At 66.3% G+C, this 13,764-nt stretch carries 8 protein-coding genes; 6 read left to right on the plus strand and 2 right to left on the minus strand.

The genetic code is table 11. The annotated features are described in order from the left end of the window. Positions 1 to 297 precede the first annotated feature (297 nt). On the plus strand, positions 298 to 1,062 hold the full coding sequence (gene xth, locus CLU94_RS06500; protein ID WP_099665043.1) for an exodeoxyribonuclease III: 765 nt from the start codon (positions 298 to 300) through the stop codon (positions 1,060 to 1,062). On the opposite strand, the gene CLU94_RS06505 is transcribed toward xth, so the two are convergent. After that, positions 1,059 to 4,721, minus strand: a complete 3,663-nt coding sequence (locus CLU94_RS06505; protein WP_099668187.1) for a sensor domain-containing protein — start codon at positions 4,719 to 4,721, stop codon at positions 1,059 to 1,061. The genes xth and CLU94_RS06505 overlap by 4 nt on opposite strands. A 212-nt stretch (positions 4,722 to 4,933) precedes the next feature. Here CLU94_RS06505 and prpR point away from each other — a divergent pair, with 212 nt between their 5' ends. From prpR to CLU94_RS06530, 5 genes are all read left to right on the plus strand, one after another. Continuing rightward, positions 4,934 to 6,559, plus strand: a complete 1,626-nt coding sequence (gene prpR, locus CLU94_RS06510; RefSeq protein WP_099665044.1) for a propionate catabolism operon regulatory protein PrpR — start codon at positions 4,934 to 4,936, stop codon at positions 6,557 to 6,559. Positions 6,560 to 6,584: 25 nt separating this feature from the next. After that, positions 6,585 to 7,511, plus strand: coding sequence for a phytanoyl-CoA dioxygenase family protein (locus CLU94_RS06515; RefSeq protein ID WP_099665045.1), 927 nt, complete (start codon positions 6,585 to 6,587; stop codon positions 7,509 to 7,511). 90 nt (positions 7,512 to 7,601) lie between these two features. Then, positions 7,602 to 8,474: an alpha/beta fold hydrolase gene (locus CLU94_RS06520; protein WP_099665046.1), complete on the plus strand. Its 873-nt coding sequence runs from the start codon at positions 7,602 to 7,604 to the stop codon at positions 8,472 to 8,474. A 3-nt stretch (positions 8,475 to 8,477) separates the two neighbouring features. Continuing rightward, on the plus strand, positions 8,478 to 9,542 hold the full coding sequence (locus CLU94_RS06525; protein WP_099665047.1) for a sensor histidine kinase: 1,065 nt from the start codon (positions 8,478 to 8,480) through the stop codon (positions 9,540 to 9,542). Beyond that, complete coding sequence (locus CLU94_RS06530; protein WP_099665048.1) at positions 9,539 to 10,258, plus strand: LytR/AlgR family response regulator transcription factor; 720 nt, start codon at positions 9,539 to 9,541, stop codon at positions 10,256 to 10,258. Before CLU94_RS06525 ends, CLU94_RS06530 begins: the two co-directional genes overlap by 4 nt. 5 nt (positions 10,259 to 10,263) lie before the next feature. Here CLU94_RS06530 and CLU94_RS06535 read toward each other — a convergent pair whose 3' ends face one another. Continuing rightward, positions 10,264 to 13,617, minus strand: coding sequence for a S41 family peptidase (locus tag CLU94_RS06535; protein ID WP_099665049.1), 3,354 nt, complete (start codon positions 13,615 to 13,617; stop codon positions 10,264 to 10,266). Between the last annotated feature and the right edge of the window lie 147 nt (positions 13,618 to 13,764).

A 13,764-nucleotide genomic window follows, 5' to 3' on the forward strand; every position in this document is an offset into this window, starting at 1 on the left:
CATTTTAGTAGTTTTTATCGCGTTTTAGCGAGAAACTTTACACCTTTGTCGCGTTAAACGGCCAGACGCATCCTGCCGCGCCAGCCACTTATGCCAAATCAAACATAGGGGTTGATCAATGATACACAAAAACATAATATTCATGCGCCACGATTGGTTAAGTATAAATATTTTATTTGCACTCTTATTCCCGGCAAGTAAATAAAGCCCGCACCGGCCAAGCAGCGCAGGACGCCGGCGACACGCATGCGGTAAGATTCGCGCCTATCGATACCAATTCAAGCAAGGATTTTTCCCATGAAACTCGCCACCTGGAACGTCAATTCGCTCAAAGTGCGCCTGCCGCAAGTGCTGCAATGGCTGACGGACAACCCGGTCGACATACTCTGCCTGCAAGAAACCAAGCTCACGGACGACAAGTTTCCCGTCGCCGAAATCGAGGCGGCCGGCTACCAGGTGGTCTTCAGCGGCCAGAAAACCTACAACGGCGTGGCCATCCTGTCGAAGCTGCCGATCACCGACGTGGTGAAGAACAACCCGCGCTATGAAGATGCGCAGCAGCGCATCCTGGCCGCCACCGTCAAAGGCGTGCGCGTCGTCTGCGCCTATGTGCCGAACGGCCAGAGCGTCGACTCTGACAAGTACGAATACAAGCTGGGCTGGCTGGCCGCCCTGCACGACTGGCTGGTCGAAGAAGCGCAGCAGCACCCGCAACTGGCCGTCGTCGGCGACTACAACATCGCGCCCGACGACCGCGACGTGCACGACCCAGTCGCCTGGGCCGGCCAGGTACTGGTGTCGGACAAGGAACGCGCCGCCCTGCAGCGCCTGTTCGACCTCGGCCTGACGGACGCCTTCCGCCTGTTCGAGCAGGCGGACAAATCGTTCAGCTGGTGGGATTACCGCCAGCTGGGCTTCCGCCTGAACAAGGGCCTGCGCATCGACCACATCCTGCTCTCGCCCGCCCTCGCCGCCCGCTGTACGGCCTGCGTCATCGACCGCGTGCCCCGCAAGTGGGAACAGCCGTCCGACCATGCACCCGTCGTGGCGACGATTGATTAACTAAGGGCTATCCGCTCCAGCAAGGCCTGCGCGTTCACGGCAGGCACGGGCGCGGAAAACAGATAACCCTGCGCATAGCGGCAGCCGTTCGCCTGCAGCAGGGCGAACTGCTCTTCCGTCTCCACGCCCTCGGCCACGGCCGACAATTGCAGGCTGTCGGCCAGCGCGATGATGGCCGCCACGATGGCGCGGTCCTCTCCGCTGTGTTCGAGGTCCTTGATGAAGGCGCGGTCGATCTTGACCTTCTTCACGGGGAAGCGCTTCAGGTAGGCCAGGCTGGAATAGCCGGTGCCGAAATCGTCGATCGACAGGCGCAAGCCCATGCCATTGATCTGCCGCAAAATCTCCAAGGTATGTTCGCCGTGCTGCATCAGCGCCGTCTCGGTGATCTCGAATTCCAGCAGCGCCGGATCGATGCCCGTTTCCCGCACCACGGTCCCGATGGCCGCCACCAAGCCCTTGTGCATGAACTGGCGCGGCGACAGATTCACCGCCAAGGGCACGGGCTGCAAGCCCTGGCGCTGCCAGGCCATGCTTTGCTCGCACGCCTGGCGCATCACCCACTCGCCCACCGGCACGATCAAGCCGTTTTCCTCCATGATGGGGATGAAGCGATCCGGCAGCACCAGGCCGTGGCCGGGACGGCGCCAGCGCAGCAGCACTTCCATGCCGTGCAGCCGGCGCGTGGCGATATCGATGACCGGCTGGTAAAACAGCTCGAACTGCTGCAGCGCCAGCGCCGTGCGCAAGCTGCTTTCCAGGTCGAAGTGCAGGGCCGCCGCCTGGTTCATCGTCTGCGTGAAGAACTGGTAATTATTGCGGCCATTGCCCTTGGCGTGGTACATGGCCGCATCCGCATGGCGCATCAGCGCGTCGACATCGCCGCCATCGTCCGGATACAGGCAGATGCCGATTGACGGCGTCACGTGCAGCACGTGGCCGTCGAGCGGAAAGGCGGGCGTCAGCGCCTCGATGACCTTCTCGGCCACGTGCGCCGCTTCGTCGCTGCCGCGGATGCCCGGCACCAGCACGACGAATTCATCGCCGCCCAGGCGCGCCACCGTGTCGCTGGCGCGCACGGCGCCGCACAGCCGTGCGGCCACTTCCTTGAGCAGCAGGTCGCCCGTCATGTGGCCCAGCGAATCGTTGATGGTCTTGAAGCGGTCCAGGTCGATGAACATCACGGCCAGCTTGCGCCCGGAGCGCTGCGCGGCCAGCATGGCCCGCTCCAGCCGGTCCGACAGCAGCGCGCGGTTCGGCAAGCCCGTCAGGTTGTCGTGGTACGCCATGTGATGCACCCGCGCCTCGGCCTGGCGCCGCTCGACGATTTCGCCCTGCAGCAGCAGGTTGGCGCCGGCCAGTTCGGCCGTGCGCTCCTGCACGCGCAATTCCAGCTCGTCGCGCGCGCGGCGCACCGCCTCGGCCGCCTCGCGGCGCGCCGTCACGTCGTCGACCAGCCACACGGAACGGCCATGCGCGTGCGCCAGGTCGAACGGCCGGCCGGACAGGCGCGCCCAGAAGCGGCTGCCATCCTTGCGCACCAGCTGGTATTCCGACATGTGCACCCTGCCCGCATCGAAATCGCGCGCCGTCTCGCCGCGCGCCGCCTTCCACGCGGCCACGTCGGGATACAGGGCCTGCACCGACAGGCCGTTGATCTCGCCCGGCCCATAGCCGAACAGCTCTTCCATCTTGCTGTTGGCGCGCAAATTGTGGCCGCCTTCCACCACCGAAATGCCCAGCACGGCGCTGTCGAGGATGGCCTGGTTTTCCAGCAGCGCGTTGCGCAGGGATTCTTCGGCGCGCTTGGCTTCCGTGCGGTCCTCGATGATCCAGATGGTGCCGGCGGCGGGATCGTCGGGATTGACGACATAGGCGATCAGCTGCGCCCACAAGGTGCTGCCGTCGCGGCGCATCATTTCCACTTCCGTCTGGAAGGGCTTGGCCACGGACAGGAAGGGAAAGGCCGCCGCGCCCAGCAATTCGTAGGATTGCTGCGACACGTACAGCGCGCGCCCGGGCAAGCCCAGCGCCTCGTCGCCGCTGTAGCCGAACATCGCGGCAAAGCCCAGGTTATAGCGCGTGATCTGGCGGTTCTTGGTATACAGGATGCTCACCGAGGCATTCGTCATGATGGCCGCCACTTCCATCTGCGTCTGGCGGCTGGCCGTGACGTCTTCCAGTATCCAGATGGCGCCCTGCTCGCTGTGCGCCTGGTCGACGGCCTTGGCACGGATGCGACACCAGAACAGGCTGCCGTCGCGGCGGCGGAACAGCGATTCATCCTGCTCGTACGGCAAGCCCTGTCCCAGCAGCGGCGTGGCTTGCACGCCAAACGCCTCGTAGGCGGCGGGGGAGGGAAACAGCTCGGCGGCGGGCAAGCCCGTCATCTCCTCCTGCGCGTAGCCGAACATTTCGGCGAAGCGGGGATTGCAGCGCAGGACCAGGCGCGAACGGGAAAACAGGATGCCGACGGAGGCGTTGTCGAGGATAGCCTGCTGCTCCAGCATCAGCTGGCGCGTCGCCTCCTCGGCCGCCTTCTGCGCGCTGCGGTCGTCGAACAGCCAGATCGTGTCGCGCAGACCGCGGTCCGTCTGGCTCTCCGGGTTCAGGACATAGCCATACGCCAGCGCCCAGAAAGTGGAACCGTCGCGGCGGCGCATCTCCATCTCGCCCTGGAACGGCTGGCCGCGCCGCAGCAGGGGCGACGCCTGCCTGACGACATTTTCATACGCCGCGCGCGACGGATACAGGTCGGCGACGGCCATGCCCACGCCGCTGTCGTCATCGAAGCCGAAGCATTCGGCGAAGCGCCGGTTGTAGCGCAGCACGCCCTTGTCGCGCTGAAAACCGATGGCCAGGGGCGCGTTATCCATCACGGCCTGCATTTCCAGCATGGCGCGGCGCAGCTGGTCTTCATCGCGCCGGTGGTCGCTGATATCCTCGATGATCCAGACCGTGCCGTCATGCGTATTGAGGGGATCGACGGCGCGCCCGTGCAGGCGGCTCCAGAACAAGCTGCCGTCCTGGCGCCGCAATTCCAGTTCGGTGCGGTACGGCTTGCCTTTCGACAGCAGCGGCGCCGCTTCCAGCCCCAGGGCGCGGCAATGCTCGGCGGAGCGGTACAGCACCGCGCCCGGCATGCCCGTCAACTGGTGGCGCGCGTAGCCGAGCATCTCGGCGGCGCGGATATTGCACTCTTCGATGAAGCCGCCCTTGGAAAAGACGATGCCAACGGCCGCGCTTTCCAGGATGGCCTGCTGCTCGAGCAGGGTCTTGCGCAAGGCTTGCTGGTCGCGCTGCTGCACGCGGATGTCGGCAAACACGAGGGTCGCGCCGGGCAAGCCATCGTCCACCAGCAGGGGCCGGGACCAGACCTGCACGGCGATGGCGCCCGCCGCCCCTTCCAGGCTGCTGTCCCAGTGCCGCTCGCGCCCGGCCGCACCGAGCGCGCCGCGCAGCATGCTGGTGCTCGACGCGCGGTAGGCGTCCGCAAAGCAGTCGGCCAGCAGCCGGCCCGCGATATCCCGGCCCAGCAGGGCCTGCAAGGCGCCATTCGCCGCCACCACCATGCCGCATGCATCGCAGGCGCAGGCCGGCAAGGCGATCAGTTGCAAGGCATCGGCGATGAAATCGGGACTGGTCGGTACGCGGTTCATGGACACCATGGGACGGTTAAGGACAAGATAAACATGCGCCTGGGAAAAGGATTCCTACAAGCATCATGGTGCTGCTAGATCATAAACCAGTTTCCCACGGTTTTTTCATATTCCTTATTGGCAATATCTGAAACACCACAGACCACCTGCAACACGCCCGTTGCAACGCCGTTGCATGGCTGGAAAATGAAACAAATCGTTTAGAATAAAGCATGCGCCGCCCTCCCCAACCTCCGCTCGACCACCGCGACAAACCCGTCATCTGGACCGTCTCCGTCTCGCGCCTGTTCGACCTGTTCCGCGACATCACGCTCGAATACGACGACCTGGCGACGATCGAACCGATCAACCTGGGTTTCGACGACGCCGTGCGCCACATCCGCGAACGCATGGCCACGGAGCGCTGCGACGCCGTCATCGCGGCCGGCTCGAACGGCGCCTACCTGAAGGGACGGCTGTCGGTACCCGTCATCATCGCCAAGGCCAGCGGCTACGACGTGATGCAGGCGCTGGCGCGCGCGCGGCGCATCTCGCCGCACATCGGCGTCGTCACCTACCAGGATCCGATGCCGGAACTGGCCGAATTTGCCGCCACCTTCGGCTTCCAGATCGCGCAGCGCACCTACGCCACAGAGGAAGACGCGCGCGCGCAGATCAATGAACTGAAGGCGGCCGGCGTCAAGGCCGTCGTCGGCGCGGGCCTCGTCACCGACCTGGCCGAGGAAGCGGGACTGGCCGCCGTCTTCGTGTATTCGGCCACGGCCATCCGGCGCGCCTTCGACGACGCGCTGGAACTGGCGCGCCTGACCCAGATCGAATCGAACCGCGGGCGGCGCGCGGTGGTGGCCGACACCCTGCGCGCGCGCCACGGCCTGCACGATTTGCGCGGCGAATCGGAAGCGATGGAAGCGCTGCGCCAGTCGGTGGTGCTGTATGCCCGCTCGCCGGCGACGGTGCTGATCCAGGGCGAGACGGGCAGCGGCAAGGAACTGGTGGCGCAGGCGATCCACCGTGAAAGCCCGCGCAGCCTGGGAGCGAACCGGCCCTTCATCGCCATCAATTGCGGCGCCATCGCCGAATCCCTGCTGGAATCGGAACTGTTCGGCCACGAGGATGGCGCCTTCACGGGTGCGCGCCGGGGCGGCCATGCTGGCCTGTTCGAAGCGGCCAACCACGGCACCCTGTTCCTCGACGAAATCGGCGAAATGCCGCTGGCACTGCAAACGCGATTGCTGCGCGTGCTGGAAGAGCGCGAAGTGGTGCGCGTGGGCGGCACGCGGCCCATCGCCATCAATGTGCGCATCATCAGCGCCACCCATTGCGACCTGGAACAGCGCATCCGCGAAGGACGCTTCCGCGCCGACCTGTTCTACCGCCTGGCCGTGCTGCGCCTGCATTTGCCCGCCTTGCGCGAACGCGCCAGCGACATTCCCGGCCTGGCAGAATGGTCGCTGAAAAACGCGCTGGCCGCGCTGGGCGCCCGTCCGCACCCCAACCTGCACGCGGAAATCCAGGCTTGCGCTCCGCTGCTGCGCCGCTACGACTGGCCCGGCAACGTGCGCGAACTGCGCAACCTGGCCGAACGCTTGGCGCTGTTCCTGGCCGCCGAACCGCTGCAGGCGCTGACGCCCGCCTTCGTGCTGGGCGTGGCGCCGGAACTGGCCAACGCTGCCGGCACGGCGGCGCTGCCGCCGGCGCCGGCCACCGCCGTCGCGCCGCGCCTGGAAGACGAAAGCGCCAGCGCCGTGCTGGCGCGCTTCGGCGGGCGCCGCGACGCCGCCGCCCAGTACCTCGGCATCAGCCGTACCACCTTGTGGCGCCGCCTGCGCGCCGGCTGATTTTTCCAACCAGACAAAAAACACCATGGACGACTGGACTCACTTGCACGATTTATGGCAGCGCTGCACGGGACAAGGCGCCGCGAGCGGCAACCTGGGACTGGCGCGCGACCACAGCGACATCAAGGCGCTGTACGCACGCGGCATTTCGATGGAAGACGCGCTGCACTTCCTGTATCAGCAACGGCCGACCCTGCAAGCCTACACGGACTGGATCGCCGCACGCACGCGCCCACGCCCGGCCCATGCCGCCAGTCCGCACGAGGACGTGCTGTCCGCCGCCGAGCTGCGCCATTTCGAGGAACACGGCTACCTGGTGCTGCGCGGCGCCGTGCCGCGCGCGCAGTGCGCCGCCGCCCGGGCGGCCATCTGGGACTACCTGGGCGCCTCCCCGGACGATGCGGCATCGTGGTACCAGCCGCACCCGGGCAAGCGGGGCCTGATGCTGCAGTTTTCCGACCACCCGGCCCTCGAGGAAAACCGCCACGTCGCGCACATCCGCCACGCCTACCAGCAGCTATATGGCACTGGCGCCGGCATCTACGCCAGCATCGACAAGGTGAGCTTCAATGCTCCGGAAACGCCGCAGCACCGTTTCCTCGGCAGCGCCCTGCACTGGGACGTCAGCCTGCAGCAGCCGATTCCGTTCAAGCTGCAAGGCATGCTGTACCTGAGCGACTGTCCGGCGCAGCACGGCGCATTCCACTGCGTGCCCGGCTTCCAGCACCGCATGGCCGGCTGGCTGCGGCAAGTGCCGCCAGGGCGCCAGCCGCGCGAATGGGCCGTCGACGACTTGCGGCCCGTGCCCGTCGAAGGCATGGCCGGCGATTTCATCATCTGGCACCAGGCCCTGCCCCATTGCGCCACGCCCAACCGCGGCCCGGCGCCGCGCATGGTGCAATACCTGACCTACCATCCGGACCACTGCCAGGACCACGATGGGTGGATCTGAACCGCTCATCCCGTCCTGGCGCCGCTCATCCCGCGGCGCTGGCCGCGCGTTCCCGGCGCCGCTAGCATGGTCGTCAAGGAGGAGTACCCCATGAAACGAACACTGCAAACATTGATCTTGCTCAGTACCGCGCTGCTGGCGGGCGCCAGCCAGGCCGCCGCGCCCCAGGCCTTCACGGTCGAGGTCACCGGACAAGGCCGTCCCCTGATCCTGATTCCCGGCCTCGCATCCTCGGGCGAAGTGTGGCAAGCCACGGTGGCGCGCCTGTGCGGCCCGCAAGCCGCGCGCCAATGCCACGTGCTGACATTGGCCGGCTTTGCCGGCGTGGCGCCCATCGAAGGCGACTTGCTGGCGCAGGCGGAACAGCAGCTGGCCGACTACATCGGCACCCGCAAACTGGGCCAGCCAACCATCATCGGGCATAGCCTGGGAGGCTTCCTGGCCCTGAAAATGGCCATCGACCATCCGGCGCAAACGGGCAAGCTGGTGATCGTCGATTCGCTGCCGGCGCTGGGCGCGACGCAGCTGCCCACCATCACGCCGGAGCAGCTGCAAGCCATGTCGCAGCAGATGCAGGCGGCCATGCGGGCCCAGGATGCGGCGGCCGCCAGCGCCAGCCAGCGCCGCACCGTCACGGCCATGGCCAGCGCGCCGGCCGACGTGGAACGCATCATCGGCTGGGGCCAGCGCTCGGACCGCGAAACGGTGATCAGGGCCATGGGCGCCCTGATGGCCAGCGATTTGCGCCAGGACGTGGCAAAAGTGCAGTCGCCCACCCTGGTGCTGGGCACCTGGATCGCCTACAAGGACTACGCGCCGCGCGCCGCCATCGAGGCCACGTTCCAGCAGCAGTACCGCCAGCTGCCCGGCGTGCAGATCGCGCTGGCCGACACGGCGCGCCACTTCATCATGTACGACCAGCCGGACTGGATGTTCGGCCAGATCGAGCAATTCCTGCGTTGAGCCATGACGCCACCCCACCGCCCCCCGCTGCTGGCTAGGATCGACTGGTACTGGACCTTCCAGCTGGCCGGCTGGGGCGCGCTGGCCCTGTTCAACAGCGTGTACGGCGGCTCCTCGCAACTGCGCATCGTCGCGACCATCGCCTGCTGGGGATCGCTGGGCGGCTTGCTGCTGTCGCACCTGTGGCATGGCGTGCTGCGCCGGCGCGGCTGGGCGGCAAACGGCTTGCGCTGGAAACGCATCGTGCCGTCGCTGATCCTGCTGGCCACCATCCAGACGGCCAGCGTGACGGCCGCCTTCCACGTCATGTATCCGCCCGACATCCTGCGCGGCATCGCCTGGCTGCCTGGCGCGCTGCTGTTCTGGTTCGGGGTCTTCCTGACCTGGACGGTGTTCTACTTCACCGCGCTGTCGCTGCGCCGCGCCGCTCGCCTGGAAGCGGAAACCCTGCGCCTGCAGCTGCACGGACGGGAGGCCGAACTGCGCGCCCTGCAGGCGCAAGTCAATCCGCATTTTTTCTTCAACAGCCTCAATAGCGTGCGCGCCCTGATCTTCGAAGACCGCGAAGCGGCCGCGCACATGATCGACCAGCTGGCCGGCCTGATGCGCCACGCGCTGCAATCGGGCCAGCACGCCACGGTGCCGCTGGCGGCCGAACTGGACGCCGTGCGCGCCTACCTGGCCATCGAACAGATACGCTTCGAGGAACGCCTGCGCGTCAGCTTCGCGATCGAGATCGGCACTCCCGACGTGGAACACGTGCGCGTGCCGCCCATGGCCCTGCAGACGCTGGTGGAAAACGCCGTCAAATACGGCGTCGAAGCGAGCGCCGAGGGCGCCGACATCCGCATCGAGGCGCGCCGCACCAGCCCCGCCGACGGCGTGGCCATGCTGCAGATCGACGTGGCCAACACGGGCGCCTTGCGCGAACCGGGCAACTCCACCTGCGTCGGCCTGCGCAATGCGCGCCAGCGCCTGCAACTGGCTTGCGGCGAGCGCGCCAGCCTGGAATTGCGCGAACAGGCGGGCTGGGTGCATGCCACCATCCACCTGCCGGAGCAGGCATGAACGGCCAGCCGCTCAAGGTACTGCTGGTCGATGACGAACGCCTGGCGCGCGCCGAGCTGCGACGGCTGCTGGCGCCGCATGTGCAGCGCGGTGCCGTGGAGATCGTGGGCGAGGCGGCCAGCGCGGCCGACGCCGTCGCGCAGATCGGCAAGCTGCAGCCCGACCTGCTGCTGCTCGACGTGCAGATGCCGGGGGGCTCCGGCTTCGACCTGCTGGCCGCGCTCGATGATGCGCCCGACGTCATCTTTTGCACGGCCTTCGACCAGTACGCGCTGCAGGCATTCGAGGTCAGCGCCCTCGACTACCTGCAAAAACCCGTGCAGGCGGCACGCCTGGCCACGGCGCTGGCACGCGCCGGCGCGCGGGCGCAAGCCGTGCCGCCTCCCGCGCCGCGCAAAGTCTTCATCAAGGATGGGGAACGCTGCTGGTTCGTGGCGTTTGACGATATCCGCCTGCTGGAATCGGAAGGCAACTACACGCGCGTGCATTTCGGCGCGCAGCGTCCGCTGATGCTGCGCACCCTGAACCAGCTGGAAGAAAAGCTCGATCCCGCCCTGTTCCTGCGCGCCAACCGGCGCCAGATCGTCAACCTGGAGCAGGTGGCGCAAGTGGCGCCGAATGCGGCCGATGGCCTCGACCTGCACCTGCTGGACGGCAGCGTGGTCGAGGTGTCGCGCCGCCGCGCGCAACAGTTCAAGGCCGCCTGCGGCCTGTAGCGGGACTACTTCAGCGCGGGGATCGGCCGCGCCTGGAAGGCGGGGCGCGGCTGTTCCTTGAGCTTTTTCGCCAGCATGTCGAGCGCCACTTCCAGCTGGCGGTCGGCGCCATTGAAGGTGGCGTGCGGCGGATTTTCCACCTCCACGTCCGGCACCACGCCCACGCCTTCGATCAGCCACTGGCCGTCGATGCCGAACTGGCCGTTTTCCGCCACGCGCGCCATGCCATTGTCGGCCAGGCGCGTATTGTCGCTGAGCCAGACGCCCGCGCCGGCCGTGCGCTTGCCCACCAGCGGCGCCAGGCCCAGGGCCTTGATGCCGGCAGCGAAGGTCTCGCCATCCGAATACGTGAGTTCGTCGACCAGCACGACCAGGTGGCCGCGGAAGGTATTCTGCATGTTCGACGACGGCTGCACGCCCGGCGGCGCCCAGTAGGCCCAGGCCTTGCGCAGCAGTTTTTCGATGATCCAGCTGTCGATATTGCCGCCGTTATTGCGCCGCACGTCGATGACCAGGCCTTCGCGGTTGACGTTCGCATAAAAATCGCGCGCGAACGAGGCGATGTCGTTGGGCCCCATTGCACGCAAATGCAGGTAGCCGATGCGCCCCTGCGAGGCGGCCGCCACCTGCTCGGCGCGGCTCAATTCCCAGTCGCCATAGCGCAGCGCCGTCTGTTTCGCCATGTTGACGGGCGTGACGATGACGGCGCGCGGCGCGCCTTTTCCCCGCCTGACCTGCAGCAGCACCTGCTTGTCGGCCTGGTTCAGCAGCAGGTCGCTGATGTCGCGCGCGCCCAAGACGTCCTTGCCGTTGACGGCCGTGATCACGTCGCCCGCCTGCACCTCCACGTCGGGCCGCGACAGCGGGGCGCGCGCCGAGGGCAGCTCCGCTTCGCTGCGGTAGACATGCTCGACCCGGTAGCCGTCGCTGGTGCGCGCCAGCACGGCGCCCAGGCCCGCCGGCGTACCCTCCTGCTCCGTGCGGCGCAATTCGCCGGGACGGATCTGCGAATGCAGGGCGCCCACTTCGGCCACCATCATGCCGAGCACGTCATTGAGTTCGGCGCGGTCCGTGACCCGCTCGACCAGCGGCGCATATTTGTCGCGCGCCGCCTTCCAGTCCACGCCGCGCATCTTCGCGTCGTAGAGAAAATCGCGGTGCAAACGCCAGGCGTCGTTGAACATCTGCTTCCATTCCAGGCGCGGATTCGACACGAAAGTCCAGTCGTCGACCTTGACCTTGGCCTTCGACAGGTCGGCCGGCAGCTTGGCGCCCGCCTCGATCACCAGCATCTCGCCCGGTCCCGTGGCCGCCGCCGTGCGGTAGTACAAATGCTTCTTGTCCTGCGCCAGGTCGAATTCGCGCACATTGGCCACCAGCAATTCCGGCTTGGAGCCGGTGTTGCCAATTGCCAAGGTCTTCAGGCTGGACTTGTTTTCGCCGCTGTCCCGCTCGAGGAAATACAGGCGCTTGTCATCGGCGGCCAGCGCGCTGTAATTGCCCGCCGCCAGCGGCACTTCATACAGGCGTTCGGCCAGGCCCTGGCTGACGATGGCCGGCAATGCGGCCGGCGCCTTTTTCACAGCGCCCTTGCCGCCCGCCTTTTCCAGCGCTTTTTCCGCCGCCGATTCGGCCGCCTTTTCATCGTCCGTCTCGGGCGGTTTCACTCCCGGACGGCTCAGCTCATCGTCGGGCTGGAACGGGAAACGGTTGCCCGGCTGCAGCGCCAGCGCATACACGCCGGTGCGCTTGTCGAACACGGGACCCATGTTGCGGTCGCCCCATGGCGAACCGTTGGCCAGCTGAAAATTGCGCGCCGACAGGAAATACAACCACTTGCCGTCCGGCGAAAACACGGGCGAAGCGGACGTGTAGCGATCGCTGGTGACGAATTGCAGCTGCTTCGACGCGAGGTTGTACAAGCCGATCTGCTCGCGCTGCTCGTTGCTGGCCACGCGCACGATGGCCAGGTTGCGGCTGTCGGGCGACCATTGCACTTCGTCATGCTTGTCCACGCCCGCCTTGCCCGCGTCGTCGATCAGCGCGTTGCCCCTGGTCGCCAGGTCCAGCAGCCAGAAACGGCCCTTTTTATCCGTGTGGGCCAGCCAGCGACCATCCGGCGACGGATACAGTTTCCAGCGGTGATTATCGCCCTGCGTCGTCAGCTGCTCGCCCTTGCCCGAGCCATCGGCGGCGTACTTCCAGATTTCATTCTCGCCGCTCGTGTCGACGATGGCGAAGACGGATTTCTCGTCGCTGGAAAAGACGGCGTCGCGCGCCCGCGCCCCTTCCGGAATGGCGATGTCGACGCGGCGCAGGCTGCCCGTGCCGGCGACGCTGACACGGCCCCTTGCAGTAAGGATGATGCGCTCATCCTTGCCCGACACCTGGACATTGCTCAAGGTATCGAGCGGTGAGCGGATCTGGCGCGCGCGCTGCTGGTCGAAATCGGACACGAGGCTGATGGCCAGCGGCTGCGAGGCGCCCGTTGCCGGGACGTTCAGGTCCAGCACGTGCAAATCGGCACCCAGCTGGTAGACGATCTTGCCATCGCCCAGGGCAGCATTGCGCACGTCCCACTGCATGTGGCTGGTCAAGGCACGGCGGTCGGAGCCGTCGGGCAGCATGCTCCACAGATTATCGCTGCCGCCCGCGTCGCTGATATAGTAGACACGGCCCTGCCACCACATGGGGCGCTTGTTGTTGCCAGCCAACACAGCGGGTTCCGCGTGCATGCGCACGGCCTCGCCCTTGCCATCGAGGTCATAGCGCCACAGGACGGCATGCGCGCCGCCCCGGTAGTTGCGCACATTGTCGTTGGTCATGGCCAGGCCGAAACGCGTGAAGAACAGCGTCTTGCCGGCGTCATCGAGCACGGCATCGTTGGCGTCGGCCACGGGAAACACGCGGCGCGTCTGTTTCACGGGATCGATGGCGGCAACGATGCGGCGCGACGCGGGACCGTCCGTATTTTGCGTGCTGACCAGCACTTCGCCCTGCGCCGTCCAGCCCAGCACCAGCACGCCGCCATTGTCATATGAAATACGGCGCGGCAAGCCGCCGGCCAGCGGCATCACATACGCTTCCTGCGCCCCTTCATAGGCGGCGGAAAAGGCGATCCACTGGCCATCGCGCGAAATCGCCGCATTCGTTTCATAGCCGGGATGCGTGGTCAAACGCTGCGCGGCGCCACCGCGCAGATTGCTTTTCCACAAGTCGCCTTCGGCCGTGAAGACGACGGTATCGCCGCGCACGGCGGGAAAGCGGAAGTAGCTGCCGGCAGGCGCGGCAGCGGCGGCAGCGCTCCCCAGCAAGCCGGCGGAAAAAAAGAGGAAGGCGAGAGTACGGGAAATTTTCATGTAGGCAGTCTTTCAACGAGCAGTCAGCGGTCATGGAAACGATGCGGGGCATGGCCGACACCGGGATCCCGATTCTTGCATAGCTGATGCAAAAGCAATACCTTTTTTTAAACAAGGCAATTTGCATAATAGTTTCCATGAATCACT

The sequence above is a fragment of the Janthinobacterium sp. 13 genome (genome assembly GCF_002749695.1).
In the GTDB taxonomy this organism is placed as follows: domain Bacteria; phylum Pseudomonadota; class Gammaproteobacteria; order Burkholderiales; family Burkholderiaceae_D; genus Janthinobacterium; species Janthinobacterium kumbetense.